At 63.5% G+C, this 15,986-nt stretch carries 16 protein-coding genes and 1 pseudogene; 9 read left to right on the forward strand and 8 right to left on the reverse strand.

The annotated features are described in order from the left end of the window. The first annotated feature begins 91 nt into the window (after positions 1-91). Entirely contained in the window at positions 92-1,147 is a 1,056-nt protein-coding gene (locus tag X728_RS154160; RefSeq protein ID WP_023804790.1) for a succinylglutamate desuccinylase/aspartoacylase family protein, read from the forward strand. 1 nt (position 1,148) lies between these two features. On the opposite strand, the gene X728_RS154155 is transcribed toward X728_RS154160, so the two are convergent. Then, positions 1,149-1,919: an isocitrate lyase/phosphoenolpyruvate mutase family protein gene (locus X728_RS154155; protein WP_023669978.1), complete on the reverse strand. Its 771-nt coding sequence runs from the start codon at positions 1,917-1,919 to the stop codon at positions 1,149-1,151. 321 nt (positions 1,920-2,240) lie between these two features. On the opposite strand from X728_RS154155, the gene X728_RS154150 reads away from it, so the two are divergent. Both X728_RS154150 and X728_RS154145 read left to right on the forward strand, forming a co-directional pair. After that, positions 2,241-4,430 carry an anthranilate synthase gene (locus X728_RS154150; protein ID WP_023686176.1) on the forward strand — a complete coding sequence of 730 codons (2,190 nt, stop codon included), beginning with the start codon at positions 2,241-2,243 and terminating at the stop codon, positions 4,428-4,430. Between the two features lie 5 nt (positions 4,431-4,435). Then, complete coding sequence (locus X728_RS154145; protein ID WP_023831446.1) at positions 4,436-5,383, forward strand: cation diffusion facilitator family transporter; 948 nt, start codon at positions 4,436-4,438, stop codon at positions 5,381-5,383. A 6-nt stretch (positions 5,384-5,389) separates the two neighbouring features. Here the strand turns inward: X728_RS154145 and X728_RS154140 are convergent, their stop codons facing one another. The 3 genes from X728_RS154140 to X728_RS154130 all read right to left on the reverse strand — a co-directional run bounded on the left by X728_RS154140 (position 5,390) and on the right by X728_RS154130 (position 7,172). Continuing rightward, positions 5,390-5,776: a type II toxin-antitoxin system VapC family toxin gene (locus tag X728_RS154140; protein WP_023744268.1), complete on the reverse strand. Its 387-nt coding sequence runs from the start codon at positions 5,774-5,776 to the stop codon at positions 5,390-5,392. Beyond that, positions 5,773-6,018, reverse strand: a complete 246-nt coding sequence (gene vapB / locus X728_RS154135) for a type II toxin-antitoxin system VapB family antitoxin (protein ID WP_023724992.1) — start codon at positions 6,016-6,018, stop codon at positions 5,773-5,775. Before vapB ends, X728_RS154140 begins: the two co-directional genes overlap by 4 nt. Before the next feature lie 65 nt (positions 6,019-6,083). Continuing rightward, entirely contained in the window at positions 6,084-7,172 is a 1,089-nt protein-coding gene (locus X728_RS154130) for a hypothetical protein (protein WP_023751271.1), read from the reverse strand. A 100-nt stretch (positions 7,173-7,272) separates the two neighbouring features. Between X728_RS154130 and X728_RS154125 the strand changes: the two genes are divergently transcribed. The 5 genes from X728_RS154125 to X728_RS154105 all read left to right on the forward strand — a co-directional run bounded on the left by X728_RS154125 (position 7,273) and on the right by X728_RS154105 (position 10,908). Next, positions 7,273-7,701 carry a DsrE family protein gene (locus tag X728_RS154125; protein WP_023683648.1) on the forward strand — a complete coding sequence of 143 codons (429 nt, stop codon included), beginning with the start codon at positions 7,273-7,275 and terminating at the stop codon, positions 7,699-7,701. A 73-nt stretch (positions 7,702-7,774) separates the two neighbouring features. Beyond that, positions 7,775-8,554 (forward strand): SDR family oxidoreductase, encoded by a 780-nt coding sequence (locus X728_RS154120; RefSeq protein WP_023669971.1) that lies wholly within the window; start codon positions 7,775-7,777, stop codon positions 8,552-8,554. 79 nt (positions 8,555-8,633) lie between these two features. Next, the gene (locus X728_RS154115) at positions 8,634-8,942 is read left to right on the forward strand and encodes a putative quinol monooxygenase (RefSeq protein WP_023691624.1); all 309 of its coding nucleotides are present in this window, start codon (positions 8,634-8,636) and stop codon (positions 8,940-8,942) included. A 79-nt stretch (positions 8,943-9,021) separates the two neighbouring features. Further along, positions 9,022-10,110, forward strand: coding sequence for an AbrB family transcriptional regulator (locus X728_RS154110; RefSeq protein WP_023831447.1), 1,089 nt, complete (start codon positions 9,022-9,024; stop codon positions 10,108-10,110). Positions 10,111-10,155: 45 nt separating this feature from the next. Beyond that, a complete protein-coding gene (locus X728_RS154105) occupies positions 10,156-10,908 on the forward strand; it encodes an SDR family NAD(P)-dependent oxidoreductase (RefSeq protein ID WP_023669968.1) in 753 nt (250 codons plus the stop codon). Between the two features lie 53 nt (positions 10,909-10,961). On the opposite strand, the gene X728_RS154100 is transcribed toward X728_RS154105, so the two are convergent. Beyond that, positions 10,962-11,858, reverse strand: coding sequence for a LysR family transcriptional regulator (locus X728_RS154100; RefSeq protein WP_023831448.1), 897 nt, complete (start codon positions 11,856-11,858; stop codon positions 10,962-10,964). 146 nt (positions 11,859-12,004) lie between these two features. Between X728_RS154100 and X728_RS154095 the strand changes: the two genes are divergently transcribed. After that, entirely contained in the window at positions 12,005-13,540 is a 1,536-nt protein-coding gene (locus X728_RS154095; protein WP_023686183.1) for an MFS transporter, read from the forward strand. Positions 13,541-13,550: 10 nt separating this feature from the next. Here X728_RS154095 and X728_RS154090 read toward each other — a convergent pair whose 3' ends face one another. From X728_RS154090 to X728_RS154085, 3 genes and pseudogenes are all read right to left on the reverse strand, one after another. Continuing rightward, complete coding sequence (locus X728_RS154090) at positions 13,551-13,865, reverse strand: nuclear transport factor 2 family protein (RefSeq protein WP_031192978.1); 315 nt, start codon at positions 13,863-13,865, stop codon at positions 13,551-13,553. Then, positions 13,865-14,649, reverse strand: a pseudogene (locus tag X728_RS1000000172265) (hypothetical protein). The gene X728_RS154090 and the pseudogene X728_RS1000000172265 overlap by 1 nt, the downstream one beginning before the upstream one ends. 5 nt (positions 14,650-14,654) lie before the next feature. Then, entirely contained in the window at positions 14,655-15,821 is a 1,167-nt protein-coding gene (locus X728_RS154085; protein ID WP_023821621.1) for an ATP-grasp domain-containing protein, read from the reverse strand. Positions 15,822-15,986 lie beyond the last annotated feature (165 nt).

The following is a 15,986-nucleotide window of genomic DNA, read 5'->3' on the forward strand; positions in this document are numbered from 1 at the left end:
TTCCATTGCGCCCATGGCGGCGCGAACTGGACCAATCGACAGCCCTTCGGCAAAAGTGCATGTGTTCTGCCTCTTATCCTGGAGGCATCCCATGCAGAAATCGATCGAACGCATCGCCGGCGATACCGAAGGCGTTTCCTACGAATTCCCGGTGTTCCGCTTCGCCGGCGCCGACAAGGCAGCACCTTCGGCCTATCTCCAGGCAGCACTCCACGCCGGTGAACTGCCTGGTGTCGTCGCCATCGACGCGCTGATGCCGGCGCTGAACAAGGCCGAAGCCGAAGGCCGCATCAAGGGCAGCATCACGGTCGTGCCCTGGGCCAATCCGATCGGCCGCGCCCAATATCATTTCGGCGAGCACCAGGGCCGCTTTCATCTCGGCACCCGCAACAATTTCAACCGCGGCTTTCCGTTGCTCGCAGCACCGGACGCCAAGCTTTTGCCCGACACCACGCTTGGCACCCCCGACCAGCGATTGAAGACCCGTCTGGTGCAGCTGTCGCTCGGCCACGACATCGTGCTCGACCTGCATTGCGACGACGAGGGCCTTGCCTATCTCTACGTCCACGCCAGCCTGTGGCCGGCGATGGCCGATTGCGCCGCCGCCATGGGTATCGACGCCGTGGTGTTGTGGAGCGAGGACACCGACGGCACCTTCGAGGGCGCCACGATCATGCCCTACCAGAACGTCCCCGCCAACGTGGCGAAGCTCGACCGCCGCGTTGCCACCACGGTAGAATACCGTGGCATGCTGGATGTCGACGGCGCGCTGGCAAGTTCCGATGCCGAAGGCCTCTACCGGCTGCTGGCGGCGCGCGGCGTCATCGCCGATACCGCCCTTCCCGCACCCGGCGCGTTCAAGGGCCTCGTCGCGCCGCTGGAGAACATCGACATGATGCCGGCGCCCCGGGCCGGCGCCATCCTCTACGACGTCAAGCCCGGCGACCGCGTCGCCGAGGGCGCGCGCCTCGCCACCATCGTCCACACACCGGGCGAGGCCGGTGGCCGCACCGAAGTGCTGGCGCCGCAGGACGGCGTCATCCTGACCCGCCGCTCACGCCGCATCATCCGCGCCGGCGAGGATCTCTTGAAGCTGGTCGGCAACAAGAAGAGCGCCGACGCGAGGTCAGGCACGCTGGAGGACTGAGCTAACCCGAAATCGCCAGCCGCGCCTTGGCCTCCAGCCATTCGGCCATTTGCCGGTACGGCACCGGGCCGTGGCTGACACGGGCGACACCAAGCTCGGCCAGGCGCTGGCGCGGCGGCACATGCGCCAGCGCGATGATGTTGACCGGCAGCACGGTGGCCTTGCACAGCGCCTCGATCAGAGCCTCGTCGCCGAGCCCCGGCGCAAAGAAGCCGCTCGCTCCTGCCTTTTCATAAGCGTGCGCCCGCTCGATGGCCTGGTCGAGCAGCACGCTGTCATGCACATCCGGCTTGGCCTTGAGGAAAATGTCGGTACGGGCGTTGATGTAGGCGGGAATGCCGGAAGCCTTCACCGCCGCCGCTGCCGCCTCGATCCGCTTCACCTGTATGGCGATGTCGTGCAGGCCGGCGCCGCCGACGATCTGGTCCTCGAAATTGAAACCGATGGCGCCGGCCTGCAGGGCACGTGTCACCGTCTGGGCGACAGTCTCCGGCTCGACGCCGTAGCCGCCTTCGAGGTCCATGGTCACCGGCAGGTCGACTGCCGCGACGATGCGCCTGATGTTGTCCAGCGCCAGCTCCAGCGGGATTTTCTCGCCATCGGCATAACCAAAAGCAGCCGCGACCGGCCAGCTGCCGGTGGCGATCGCCTTGGCGCCCGCCCTCTCGACGATCTTGGCCGAGCCCGGATCCCAGGCATTGTAGAGAACGATCGGGTTGCCCCTGACGTGGAGCGCATGGAACCTGCGTGCGCGCTCGATCTGCTCGGTCATTGCTGTCTTCCCGTCTTTCCGATGTTGGACGAACAGTCTAGGCAGGACCCCAAGCCTTGGCGATGTGCCATGGGCTGCAGAAGCGGCGGCCACAAACAGGCCTTTCAAACCTGTTGCGCATCCGGCTATTCGCCGCTATGGATTTCGCCCATGAACATGCGCTCGATCAAGACCATTTGGTGGTGGGCTCGCTGACAGCGGCCTGTTCGAACGCGTGCGCGTGAAAATAGAGGGTGGCCGCAACGGAATGTCCGGGCGGCCATTTGTTTTTTCAAAGCCATTCCCGGGTCCGTTGCCCCAACAAGCCATATGGAGACGGCAATGACGATGAAGGCTCTGGAAAACGGCGCGGAAAGCTTCGTGACCGCAGGTGGTGTCACCATCACCCGCGAACGCCACGACAAGCCTTACGCCGGTGCGATCGACGCTTATGTCGATGGCTTGAACTCGCGCCGTGGTGCGGTGTTTTCTTCGAATTACGAATATCCGGGCCGCTACACACGCTGGGATACGGCCATCATCGATCCGCCGCTGGTGATTTCCGCGCGTGGCCGCGCCATGCGCATCGAGGCGCTGAACGGCCGTGGCGAAGTGCTGCTGCCGGTGATCGGCAAGACGCTGGCCGGCATTACCGAGGTGACGATTGCTGAAACCTCGAAAAAGCTGATCCGCCTCGATGTCGCCAAGCCCGGCCGCGTCTTCACCGAGGAAGAGCGCAGCCGCGTCCCCTCTGTGTTTACTGTGCTGCGCGCCATCACCGCTTTGTTCAAGACCGATGAAGACGCCAATCTCGGCCTTTACGGCGCCTTCGGTTACGACCTCGCCTTCCAGTTCGATCCAGTCGACTACAAGCTCGAGCGCAAACAGAGCCAGCGCGATCTCGTGCTGTTCCTGCCTGACGAGATCCTGGTCGTCGACCATTATTCGACCAAGGCCTGGACCGACCGCTACGACTATTCCGGCGACGGTTTTTCAACCGAGGGGCTGCCGCGGGACGAAATTGCCGAACCGTTCAAGACCGCCGACCGCATCCCGCCGCGCGGCGACCATGAGCCGGGCGAATATGCCAATCTGGTGCGCAAGGCGATGGACAGTTTCAAGCGCGGCGACCTGTTCGAGGTCGTGCCCGGGCAGATGTTCTACGAACGCTGCGAGACGCAGCCTTCCGAAATCTCGCGCAAGCTGAAGTCGATCAACCCGTCGCCCTATTCCTTCTTCATCAATCTCGGCGAAAACGAGTATCTGATCGGCGCCTCGCCCGAAATGTTCGTGCGCGTCAACGGCCGCCGCGTAGAGACCTGCCCGATCTCCGGCACCATCAAGCGCGGCGACGACGCCATTTCCGACAGCGAGCAGATCCTGAAGCTGCTCAATTCCAAGAAGGATGAATCCGAGCTGACCATGTGCTCGGACGTCGACCGCAACGACAAGTCCAGGGTCTGCGATCCGGGCTCGGTGCGCGTCATCGGCCGCCGCCAGATCGAGATGTATTCACGCCTGATCCACACCGTCGATCACATCGAAGGGCGCCTGCGCGAAGGCATGGATGCCTTCGACGCCTTCCTGTCGCATGCCTGGGCGGTCACCGTCACCGGTGCGCCGAAACTGTGGGCGATGCGCTTCATCGAGCAGAACGAAAAGAGCCCGCGTGCCTGGTATGGCGGCGCCATCGGCATGGTCAATTTCAACGGCGACATGAACACCGGCCTGACGCTCCGCACCATCCGCATCAAGGACGGCATTGCCGAGGTGCGAGCCGGCGCCACATTGCTCTTCGACAGCATCCCCGAGGAAGAAGAAGCCGAAACCGAACTGAAGGCATCCGCCATGCTCTCCGCCATTCGCGACGCCAAATTGGGCAATGCCGCAGGCGCCGAACGCACCACCGCGCGCGTCGGCGACGGCGTCAACATCCTGCTCGTCGACCACGAAGACTCCTTTGTCCACACACTGGCCAACTATTTCCGCCAGACCGGTGCCAATGTCTCGACCGTGCGTTCGCCGGTGCCGGAAGAAGTCTTCGAACGGCTGAAGCCCGATCTCGTCGTGCTGTCGCCCGGACCGGGCACGCCGAAGGATTTCGACTGCGCCGCGACCATCAAGAACGCCCGCGCCCGCGACCTGCCGATCTTCGGTGTCTGCCTTGGCCTGCAGGCGCTGGCCGAGGCCTATGGCGGCGAACTCAGGCAGTTGCACGTGCCGATGCACGGCAAGCCGTCGCGCATCCGCGTCTCCAAGCCCGGAATCATCTTCTCCGGCCTGCCCAAGGAAGTGACCGTCGGCCGCTACCACTCGATCTTTGCCGATCCGGTGCGGCTGCCCGACGATTTCATCGTCACCGCCGAGACCGAGGATGGCATCATCATGGCCTTCGAACACCGCAAGGAGCCGATCGCCGCCGTCCAGTTCCATCCGGAATCGATCATGACGCTCGGCCACAATGCCGGCATGCGCATCATCGAAAACATCGTTGCGCATCTGCCGCGCAAAGCCAAGGAAAAGGCCGCTTAGAAACGATGGCGGCGACGGACAACATGGCGGCGATCGCAGCGAAGGCAGCGGCCAGGCAAAGGATCGCCAGCCTTGCCTTCTGGTCGATTGTCATCGCCTGCGTGGTGCTCGCGCTCAAGCTTGCCGCATGGTACGTCACCGGCTCCGTTGCGCTCTATTCGGATGCGCTGGAGTCGATCGTCAACGTCATAGCCTCGGCCGCCGCCTATTGGGCGGTCCTGGTCAGCTACAAGCCGGCCGACCAGGACCATCCGTTCGGCCACCACAAGGCCGAGTATTTTTCGGCGGTGCTGGAAGGCGTGCTGATCGTGCTCGCCGCGCTTTTGATCCTCAACGAGGTCTGGCGCTCCTGGCAGACGCCGACCCCGCTCGAACAACCCTGGGAGGGCTTGGTGATCAACGGCGTCGCCACCGTCATCAACGCCTTCTGGGCCTGGACGCTGATCCGCGCCGGGCGCAGCGCAAAATCACCGGCGCTGGTCGCCGACGGCCGGCACATCATGACCGATGTCGTGACCTCGGTCGGCGTCTTCGGCGGCCTCGTCGGCGCTATCCTGACCGGTTGGCAGATCCTTGATCCGGCGCTTGCCGTCATCGTCGCGCTCAACATCCTGTGGCAGGGCTGGCACGTCATCGGCTCGTCGATGAACGGGCTGATGGACCGCGCAGTGGACACGACCGAACACATGCACATTCGCGACATCATCTCGGCCAATTGCAAGGGCGCGCTGGAGGTTCATGACCTCAAGACCCGCATCGCCGGCCGCGCCACCTTCATCGAGTTCCACCTGGTCGTCGACGCCGACATGACGGTCGGCGCCAGCCACGTCATTTGCGACCGCATCGAGGACGCGCTGAAGGCCGAAATCCCCTCGGTGCGCGTCACCATCCATGTCGAACCGGACGACGAGGCGAAGCTGCCGAAAGGCACGACGGCGGTGCCGTTCGCGTGAGGCGAGTTACCACGTTTCGATAGTGAGATCTTTGATCCGCTCGAATTCCCGGATATTGCGGGTTATCAGCGTGAGGTCCCGAGCACGTGCCTGCCCGCCAATCAGCGCATCGTAGGGACCAATCGGGGTTCCCAGTGCCGCAAGCCCAGCACGAATCTCACCGGCATGTCTCGCGTCGTCTCGGTCGAATTCAAGTACCGGGAACTGCAAGGCTTCGATGCGCGCCAGATTTTGGACCTTTCGCTGGCTCTTTTCAGCGCCGTAGTACAGCTCATGCAAAACGACCGCCGAGAGAGCAAAGTCTTGTGGTGCATGCCGTTTGAGCAAAGCCAGCAGACCCTCGTCGCCCGCGATGACCGCTATGACGGCATTGGTGTCGAGCAGGTAGGTCACTTAAAGAGGTCATCCAAAGCAGGTCGATCCTGACCATCCTGACGCTCCAGCGCTCCCTGGACGAAATCGTCGTCAACCGGTCCGATGACCTGGTCGAGCCATGCCCAATCCTGCGCAAGCGGCTCCAAGATGACAGTTTGCCCATGACGACGGATCGAAACCTCGTCTGCCTCGAACCGAAACTCCTTAGGCAAGCGCACAGCCTGTGACCGGCCTGACCAGAACACCTTTGCCTTGTCCATGTGCTATCCTCAAATGAGATATAGCAAAGATATATACCATGGTAGCGTCATAGACAAGATCGAACTCAACGAGTGCAGGTCGACTGCGGCATAGCCTCCAACCGGTAGACCTTGTCATCGGACTTGGTCTTGCCATCCGCCGAGCACAAATCGACGATCGCCAGGCTGCTGTTGGGATTGGCGAGCATCATGGTGCCGTTGGCCCCGCGCTTGAGGAAGATTTCCTTTTGCGCGATATCGCAGGAAAAGTTGCTCATCTTCGAACTGGCCGCGCAGCGCCATTGATCCGCTTCACCCTGGCAGGAATAGGTCTGCGTGACCTTCGTCCCGTTCTTCCTGGTGGTCACCGAAACGGCGACATCGGAGCCGTCGGGCCAGTTGGCGACATCGCCTGAGGCAAAGGAGGCGAGTTCGACCGGCCCGCGGAAGACCCGGATCGACTGCGTCACCTGGTCGGGATGCGAGGAGAGATGCGCGGCATCGTAGTCTCGCCCGAAACAGAAAGGCTGGTCCGGCTTCAGTCGCTCGCGCAAGGGAGCCCCAAGCGCCGGATCGATCGGGTCGATCTTGGCGAATTCAGCCTGGCAGGTTGCGGCCGGCATCGGGTCGAGGCGGAAATTGTTGTCCTCCGAGCCCAGAGCCTGCCGGTCATATTCGGCTTCGCCCAGTTCGTCTTCCGATCCGGCGTCGAGATAGAGATCGGACGAGACGTCGGTGAGGATCAGGCGGCCTTTGTCATCGAGCTTCAGCGACGCCATGGTGCGGTCGCAGTCCATGCCGCAGCGGATCGGACCTGACTTGCCGTCCTCGGACTCGTGATTGCACCAGCCGCCGGCCCATTGCGGCGCCTTGGCGCCGCGCACCATGGTGGTGAGAAAACCGTTGTAGGAGGTGTCGGCGTTTGCCATCGGCTCCTCGTTCGGATGGCTCACCGGATCATGGCCATAGAGGAAGAAGATCCGCGCCACCTTCTGCTTTGGATGCGCCTTGAGGTGCGCCGCATCATAGACGCGGCCGAAACAGGCATCGGCGCCATTCGGGCTGAGTTCGGGTAATTTAAGCACATCGTCGGCCGCGGCCGAACCCGCAAGCGCGCCGAGCAGCACGGCGCCAAATCCAGCGCTGGCAACAACCTTCCACTTCCTGAACGCCATGTGACCCCCTCCTCGCATCGACAGGACGTAACGTGAATTTATGCTAGTATCATGGCCGCAGCCACGCAATCTGCGGGGAGCGCCAAGCCGAGAGGATGCCATGCGTCGACGCGACATGTTCCGGGCCAGCCTTGCCGGTGCCGCCGGCCTGTTCGGGCTGAGCCGGGCCGCCGCCGCTGAAGACAGACCGAAGGTCGCTTATCACCTCAGCGACCTCGATAAGGTCAACTTCGTGCTCGGCAACATCAAGAACCACTATGAAGGCACCGGCGGCAATGTCGACATCGTGTTGGTCGTGCATGGTCCGGCCCTTGCCGGCTTCAAGTCGAAAGGCCTATCGGCGGCGATCTCGGGACGCTTTGCCGGCCTTGTCCAACAGGGCCTTGAGCCGCATGCCTGCGGCAACACCATGCAAGGCATGGAGATCACGCTTGCCGACCTGCTCGAGGGCTTCCACGCCGCCGACAAGGGCGGCGTCGTCAAGCTCGCCGAACTGCAGCGCCAGGGCTACGCCTATCTCCGGCCCTGAGCCGCCACGGGCTTGAACGTGAAGGCCATGAGAGCCTACGAAGGGTGGCCAAACAGCCCGAAGGAAAGTGCTCATGACTGCGACCACCCTCGTCATCCCCGATCTTGCCGGCAAAGCGGTGCTGGTCACCGGCGCTTCGACCGGCATCGGTGCCGCCCTTGCACTGGCCTACGCCGCCCAGAAATGCCGGGTCGCGCTGCACTACAATTCGAGCCGGAAGGCCGCAGAAACGCTGGCCAAAACCATCCGCGACAGCGGCGGTGAGGTGTTCCTGACACAGGGCGACTTCTCACAGGCAGCCGATGTCGAGCGGGTAGTCGAGGAGAGCGCCGAAAAATTCGGCCGGCTCGACGGGCTGGTCAACAATGCCGGCGGCATGCTCGGCCGCGTGCCCTATGCTGAGCAGACCGAGGCGCACTACGACGCGGTGATGGACCTCAACGCCCGCTCGGTGCTGACGGCCTCGCGCAAGGCGATGCCATGGCTGAAGAAGCAGGGCGGCTTCATCGTCAACACCTCGTCGATCGCGGCGCGCAATGGCGCTGGCGGCGGCGCCGGGCTGTACGGTTCGGCCAAGGCCTTTGTCTCCAATGTGACGCGCGGCATGGCCAAGGAACTGATCGGCTTCGGCATCCGCGTCAACGCGGTGGCGCCGGGCACCATCGCGACACCCTTCCATGAGCGCTATTCCACCGACGAGCAGATGAAGGGCATGGTCGCCACCATTCCTCAAGGGCGTGCCGGCACGGCCGAAGACTGCGTCGGCGCCTATCTCTTCCTGTCCTCCGATCTCCTGAGTGGTTACATCACCGGCCAGGTGATCGAGGTGAACGGTGGCCAGTTGATGCCGTGAGCCGGCAATTGCATACTGCGTCTCGCAACCATGCATGTCGTGCGCACGTTTGCTGAGGTTGGAAGAAAGGGGAGAGGCAATGTACGGATTGATCGGAAAGATGCGGGCGGCGCGCGGCCAGCGCGACGCGATCATGGATGTGCTGCTCGCCTCGACCGGCGCCATGCCGGGTTGCCTGAGTTATGTCATCGCCCGCGACCCGGCCGATGCCGACGCGATCTGGGTGACCGAAGTGTGGACCGACGCCGCAAGCCACAAGGCTTCGCTGCAGCTGCCGGAGGTCCAGGCAGCGATCGCCAAGGCCCGACCGATCATCGCCGGCTTCGAATTCCAGGTCGAGACCCATCCGGCCGGCGGTTTCGGCCTGCCCGCCATCAAGAACGAGTGAATCCCAACGCGGGGTCGGGGTCGTGAATTTCGTCCGAGACAGCGTTCGCATTTTTCTCTTCCAGGTCTAAGACCCAAACATGGACTCTTCGCCAGACCAACCGGCCGTCGAACGCATGGCGCGCATGCGTCCGGTTCGGCAGTGGCTGGTGCTGCTGATCGTCTCGCTGCTGTTCGCCGGCGCGCTGGAATACGCCGCACTGCCGGCGGCGCTGCTGATCGGCCCGATGCTGGCGGCGATCCTTTCCGGCACCAATGGCGCCACGGTGCGCGTGCCGCGGCCGCTGTTCGCCGCCGCCCAGGCCTTGGTCGGCTGTCTGGTCGCGGCGTCGATCTCCACCGACATTTTTTCGGTGTTCTACAAGGAATGGCCGCTGGTCCTTGTCGTGGTGCTGGCGACCCTTGCGGCGTCCAGCCTGCTTGGCTGGTTGATCAGCCGCTGGCGCATCCTGCCCGGCACCACCGCGGTCTGGGGCTCGTCGCCGGGTGCTGCCACTGCCATGGTGCTGATGGCCGGTGCCTTCGGCGCCGATCAGCGCCTCGTCGCCTTCATGCAGTATCTGCGCGTCATCTTCGTCTCGATGACGGCAGCACTCGTCGCCAAGATGTGGGTCGACACTTCGGGCATCGAGGTACCAGCCATCGTCTGGTTCCCGCCGATCGAACCGGCAGCCTTTGCCGCCACGCTCGGCGTGGCGCTGGTCGGCGGCCTGCTCGGCCGGTTGTGCCGGCTGCCGTCACCCTTCTTCCTCGGCACCTTCATCATCGGCACCATCGTCCATCTCGGCTTCGGCGTGGCGATGCAATTGCCGCCATGGCTGCTGGCGCTCTCCTATGCGATGGTCGGCTGGTCGATAGGGCTGAATTTTACCCGGGCGATCCTGCGTCATGCGACACGGGCGCTGCCGCAGATCGTCGGCTCTATCGTCGTGCTGATCGCCTTTTGCGGCGGGCTAGCCTGGCTGATCAGCCACGTCCTTGGTATCGATCCGCTGACCGCCTATCTCGCGACCAGCCCCGGCGGCATGGACAGCGTCGCCATCATTGCCGCCGCCGCGCAGAACGTCGACATATCCTTCGTCATGGCCTTGCAGTCGACCCGCTTCCTGGTCGTGCTCATCGCCGGGCCGAGCATAGCGCGGCTGGTGGCGAGAGCCGTCAGGGACTGAGATTCAAATATCCAGGGAAGAGGAAAAGTGCCCATGAAACGTCGTGTGAATGCCGTCGATCTCTCAGGCCGGGTCGCCGTGGTGACCGGCGGCGCGCAAGGCATCGGCCTTGCTGTCGCCCGGCGACTGCTGTCATCGGGCGCCAGCGTCGCCATCTGGGATGTGGACGAGACCGCAATGGCGAAGGCCGTTTCCGAACTCGCCCCGCTCGGCCGGGTCGAGGGTTTGCTGTGCGATCAATCGCTGATGGAGGCCGTCGACAGCGCCGCGACCGAAACCGAGCGCTCGCTTGGTCCGGTCGATCTGCTGGTAAACAATGCCGGCATCGCCGGACCGGCAGCGACGGTGGCGGATTATGATCCTGCCGCCTGGCGCCAGATAATCGACATCGACCTCAACGGCGTCTTCTACTGCTGCAAGCGCCTGGTGCCCGGCATGATCGCGCGCAGCTACGGCCGCATCGTCAACATCGCCTCGGTCGCAGGCAAGGAAGGCAATCCGAATGCCGCCGCCTATTCCGCCGCCAAGGCCGGCGTGCTCGCGCTGACAAAATCGCTCGGTAAGGAGTTGGCTGGCCACGACATCGCCGTCAACGCGCTGACCCCATCGCCCGCCCGCACCCGCATCCTCGAACAGCTCACTGAGGCCCAGGTCGCCTACATGCTGGGCAAGGTGCCGCGAGGCCGGTTCGTCGAAGTCGAAGAGGCGGCTGCGATGATCGCCTTCATGCTATCGGACGAAAATTCCTTCACCACCGGCGCAACGTTCGATCTCTCCGGCGGCCGCGCCACCTACTGAGAAGCGCCGCTGTTCCTTGCTGTCGCCGTCGCTGTCGGCCGCGAAGGACTAATTCAAGAGCCGCTCAGCGTCGCGGCAAGCCGGTCGGGAAGAAAGTCGACGAAGGCGCGAACCTTTGGCGACAAATGGCGATTGGACGGCCAAAGCAACCGGAACTGGCCGCGGCCGTCGACATGGTCGTCCAGCACCGTGCGCAGCAGGCCGTCACGCAGCGCCTCGCGGACCAAGAAATCGGGCATCGAGCTGATGCCGAGCCCGGCCATCGTGGCGCCCTTCAGCGCCTCCGTGTTGTTGCAGGTCAGCATCGAGCGGACCTGCGGCTCGGCGCTGCCGCCGATGAACGGCCAGCCTTGCAGCTCGCCGCTGTTGGGAAAGCGGAAGCGGATGCCGTAATGGTTCACGAGATCGTCCGGGCGGCTCGGGTTGCCGTGCTGCTCGATATAGGAGGGTGCCGCACACAACAGCAGCCGGAAGGGTGCAAGCGGCCGCGCCACCAAGCGCGAATCCGGCAGGTCGCCGCTGCGGATCGCGATGTCGACGCCTTCGTCGATGAGGTCCACGATGCGGTCGTTAAAGTCGATGTCGAGTTCGATTTCGGGATAGCGCGCCATGAACTCGGACAGCACCGGGAACAGCAAATGATAGGTCACGATCGGCGTCGAAACGCGCAGCCGCCCATGCGGTGTTTCGCGGCTCCGCGACAGCATCGCCTCGGCATCGTCGATGTCGTCGAGGATGCGCCGCACCCGCTCGTTGAACAGCTTGCCCTCTTCGGTCAGGCCGATGCGGCGCGTGCTGCGCTGAAGCAACCTTACGCCGAGATCCTGCTCGAGCCTGGCGACGCTCTTGCCGACGGCCGATGCCGAGATGCCGAGCGTGCGGCCCGCAGCGATGAAGCTGCCGAACTCAGCCGTGCGGGCAAAGGCCAGGAGCCCATTGAGGCGTTCCATCGCATCTCTCCATTCGAGCGTTTCAGTCCGGTATATCTGGAGATTTAACACTATTTTTCTCGAAGTGTCGCGAGCCTATCTTCCCGTTACGACCGGCGCAGCAAGCTTGCGGCAGGCCGGCGGATCCTGGTTCAGATAGGAAATCCATGACCTCGAAGACCACAAACGGCGCGGTCGCGCCATGGCTTGTCCTGTTGTCGGTATGCCTTGCCGCCATGACAATGCCCTTGACCTTCACCGGCCCGGCCGTCGCGCTTTCCCGCATTGCGGCCGACCTCGGCGGCAGCCCGATCGCGCTCAACTGGGTGACCAACGCCTTCATGCTGACCTTCGCCGCCACCTTGATGGCATCAGGCGCGCTGGCCGACAATCATGGCCGCAAGCGGCTCTTCCTTGTTGGCCTCGCCACCTATGTGCTGGCATCGCTGGGATCGATGTTTGCCCCTGATATCGTCTGGTTCGATGTGCTCAGGGCTGCGCAAGGGCTCGGCAGTGCCGCCGCCTTTGCCGGCGGCGCCTCCGCTCTTGCCCAGGAATTCGATGGGCCATTGCGGCTGCGCGCCTTCTCCTTCCTCGGCACCAGTTTCGGCATCGGCCTCGCTTTTGGGCCGATCGCGTCGGGCCTGCTCATAGATGCTTTCGGCTGGCGATCGATCTTCGTCTTGGTGGCAGTGCTCGCGATTGCAGCCGCTTTGCTCGGCCTGCGCACCATCAGGGAATCGCGCGATCCGGATGCGACCGGCCTCGACTGGGCGGGAGCCGGCACCTTTACGATCGCGCTGGCATCGCTGACCTACGGCGTGCTGCAAGCGCCGCAGAGCGGCTGGACCGATCCCCTGGTGATCGGGCTTCTCGTGGCGGCCGCCCTTTGCTTTGCCGCTTTCGTCGTCGTCGAGCGGCGCGTGCGCCGGCCGATGCTCGATCTCTCGCTGTTCCGCTTTCCCCGCTTCGTCGGCGTCCAGTTCCTGGCGGCCGCTCCCGCCTATGGCTTCGTCGTCCTGCTGGTGCTGTTGCCTATCCGCTTCATCGGCATCGAGGGGATGAGCGAGATCAAGGCGGGGCAGTTGATGATCTGCCTGTCGGGACCGCTGTTGATCCTGCCACTGCTCGCCGGCCAGGTAGCGCGCTGGATCGCTCCGGCAACGATCTGCGGTGTCGGCCTGCTTGTGGCCGCCGGCGGCCTTGTCTGGCTGAGCCTGACACCGCCTGTCGTCGCAGCGCTGGTGGCGCCGCTGATCCTCATCGGCGTCGGCATCGCCTTGCCCTGGGGGCTGATGGACGGACTTGCCGTCGGCGTCGTGCCGAAAGAGCGTGCCGGCATGGCGGTCGGCATCTTCAACACCACCCGCGTCGCTTGCGAAGGCGTGGCGCTGGCGATCGTCATGGCAGTCCTGTCGGGTTTCACGGCAGCCCAACTGGCGGCTCAGGGAACGGCGTCTTCCCTGGATGCAACCGCCGCCGCGCAGCTGCTGGTGACCGGCAACATCGGCGAAGCGGCAGCCCGCTTGCCGGGTGCCGGAGCCACGGTCCTGGTCCAGGCCTATGAGATCGCGTTCGACAGGCTGCTGATCGTGCTGGCGGCAATCACCATCGTCACCGCCCTTGTCGTCTTTCTCGGCTTGCGCCGTGGATCGGCGGTGGAACACGAGACCATTGCTCTGCCGGTTTGCCAGGAAGGGTAGCTGAGCCGCGTCAGGAGATGACGAGGCTCGCTATGCGGTGGCCGTCCAGCACGAAGGTCATGTCACCCTCGCCGTTGAAGCCATTGCCTTTCACGGCAATGCGGACGCGGTAGCTGCCCTCGACCTCGGCGATGCGGACAATGCGAAGATTGGACTTCACGCCGATATTGTCCGACTGGTTCCAGCGCGCGATCTGCTGGCGGCCTTGGAAGGACCGCCCCCAGTCGGTCAGGGACGCGTCGGCTGTGAACGTGTGGAGAACGGCTTCGCTATCACCCGCATTGGTGGCCTCGATAAAGCGGCGGATAGGTTCGGGTGTGGTCATCAATCGAGCCGGTGCATCAGATCATCATCCAGCCAGCGGCCGAAGAAATAGACCAGCTGCTTGTGCCACCATGGCCAGTCATGACTGACATCGCCGCCCCAATAGTCGACCCAGGCGGGAATGGATTTGTCGCGCAGGATCTGTTCCAGCCTGCGGGTCTCGACCAGCATCCGCTCTTCCCAGGCGCCCTGCCCGCAGCAGAAGATCATCCTCAGCGACTTCAGCCGGGCAAGCAGTTTTGGGTCTACGATGCCGGGCAGATAGTCGAGCGGCGAATTGTAGAAAATGTCGCCTTCCAGCACCTTGCCGAAGAAGTCGCCCGCCGAATAGACGCCCGACAGCGCGATGACGCCGCTGGCGAGTTCGGGAAAGCGAAAGACGAAGTTCGAGGAATGATAACCGCCCATCGAACAGCCGGTGAACAGCGGCTTTAATTTGCGCCCGCCATTGGCTTGCTCGGCGGTCGCCAGAAACTCCGGCAGCGCCTCCTNGCCTCCTCGCGCACATATCGGAAATAAGCCTCGTGGCGACCGATACGGTGGGCGGCGCCGGCATGCTTGTTGAAGAACGATTCCGAATCGACGCCGTCGACCGCGAACAGCTGGATGCGGCCGGTATCGATGAATTCGGCCAGCGCTCCAACCCCTCCGGAATCCTCGAATTGGTAGAACCGCCCCTGCGACGTCGGGAACACCACCACCGGCCGGCCGGCATGGCCGTAGCGCTTGTATTCCATGTCGCGGCCGAGATTGCCGGAGAAATGCTTGTGATAGGAGATGTCCATCGCGTTCAAGCCTTTTCCGCGTGGATGTAGGCGACGGCCGCGCGCAGTGCTGCTTCGTCTTTCGAGCGCATCTGGTAGGCGTAATTTCCCATGGCGCGGCTGAAAACCTCTTCAATTGGCTGATGATGGACGATCTTGTCGCGATGCGCGGCTATCACGTCCTCATGGCTGTGCAAATAGTGGAGGTGCTGCTTGCGGCTGGCATAAGCGGTGAAATACTTGCCCTCATAAGGACCACCGGCGGCATCCTTCACCACCATGTCCGCCCAGGCCGCGTAGACGTCGATGTCGAACGTGTAGTTGATCGCATCGGTCATCCAGGCGCCGGGCGGCCGCATGTTGACCTCAAGCGCGATGACGCGGTCGTCCTTGGTTTCGAACAGCTCGATGTGGAAGAAGCGCTCGCGCACGTCGAACGCCTTGAGGATTTTGCGGCCGGCCTCTTCGATCGCCGGTCGGACCTTGGGAAAGCAGGTGTAGCTCATGTGGCGATCCTTGTTGACCACTTCCATGATGCTCTGGTCGTAGCGGTGGCTGGCCGCCAGCACCACCTCGCCGTCACGGTTGACCAGCCCATCGAAGGTCACCACCAGCCCCTCGATGAATTGCTCCATGACGAAGGTCACGTCCTCGGGCTTGTCTCTGAAGAACTGGTCAAGCTCCCTGGCGTTGGAAATCTTGAAGGTGTTCGAGGCGCCGGACCCGGAATCGGGCTTCACCACCACGGGATAGCCGACGCGGCGGATGAAGGTCATGGCGCCGGCCCGGTCGGAGCATTTGCGCTGGGCGATGGTGTCGACGCCGCTCTTGCGGAAGAATGCACGCATGCGGCTCTTGCGCTTCAAATTCTTCACGAAATCGAGCTTGGTGCCGTAGATGTTGAAGTCGGTGCGGATGTTGGCTTCCAGCTCCAGCCAATGCTCGTTGAGTGACTCGAAGCGCTCGATCCGGCCCCATTTGTGGATGAAATGACCCATGGCCCGGAACACCGGATCGTAGTCCTCCATGTCGGCGATGCGGTAATATTCCGACAGGGCCACCTTCAGCTTCCCGTCCAGCGCCTCATAAGGCGCATCGCCAATGCCCAGCACCGTAGCGCCGGCCTTTTTCAGCCGGTCGCAGAAATCGGCGCCGTTGGCGGGAAAATGCGGCGAGAAGAAAACAAAATTCACGGATGATCCCTCCGACGGCGAAGCATTGCGGCCTCGGCCACACGCAAGTCTGGCGCATTTGCCGCGCATGGGGAAGAGTGCTCGCGAGTGGTGGAATGGCAGCCCACTTGCCTGTCCATGGCGGCTCCTGTATGAACCCCGCCATGAACACGCGCGTCTCCTCCG

This window comes from Mesorhizobium sp. L103C119B0, from assembly GCF_000502235.1.
Lineage (GTDB): Bacteria > Pseudomonadota > Alphaproteobacteria > Rhizobiales > Rhizobiaceae > Mesorhizobium.

Coding starts and splice junctions, on each gene's coding strand:
- X728_RS154160 (WP_023804790.1), top strand. CDS start 92: ATGCAGAAATCGATCGAACGCATCGCCGGCGATACCGAAGGCGTTTCC.
- X728_RS154155 (WP_023669978.1), bottom strand. CDS start 1,919: ATGACCGAGCAGATCGAGCGCGCACGCAGGTTCCATGCGCTCCACGTC.
- X728_RS154150 (WP_023686176.1), top strand. CDS start 2,241: ATGACGATGAAGGCTCTGGAAAACGGCGCGGAAAGCTTCGTGACCGCA.
- X728_RS154145 (WP_023831446.1), top strand. CDS start 4,436: ATGGCGGCGACGGACAACATGGCGGCGATCGCAGCGAAGGCAGCGGCC.
- vapB (WP_023724992.1), bottom strand. CDS start 6,018: ATGGACAAGGCAAAGGTGTTCTGGTCAGGCCGGTCACAGGCTGTGCGC.
- X728_RS154130 (WP_023751271.1), bottom strand. CDS start 7,172: ATGGCGTTCAGGAAGTGGAAGGTTGTTGCCAGCGCTGGATTTGGCGCC.
- X728_RS154125 (WP_023683648.1), top strand. CDS start 7,273: ATGCGTCGACGCGACATGTTCCGGGCCAGCCTTGCCGGTGCCGCCGGC.
- X728_RS154120 (WP_023669971.1), top strand. CDS start 7,775: ATGACTGCGACCACCCTCGTCATCCCCGATCTTGCCGGCAAAGCGGTG.
- X728_RS154115 (WP_023691624.1), top strand. CDS start 8,634: ATGTACGGATTGATCGGAAAGATGCGGGCGGCGCGCGGCCAGCGCGAC.
- X728_RS154110 (WP_023831447.1), top strand. CDS start 9,022: ATGGACTCTTCGCCAGACCAACCGGCCGTCGAACGCATGGCGCGCATG.
- X728_RS154100 (WP_023831448.1), bottom strand. CDS start 11,858: ATGGAACGCCTCAATGGGCTCCTGGCCTTTGCCCGCACGGCTGAGTTC.
- X728_RS154095 (WP_023686183.1), top strand. CDS start 12,005: ATGACCTCGAAGACCACAAACGGCGCGGTCGCGCCATGGCTTGTCCTG.
- X728_RS154090 (WP_031192978.1), bottom strand. CDS start 13,865: ATGACCACACCCGAACCTATCCGCCGCTTTATCGAGGCCACCAATGCG.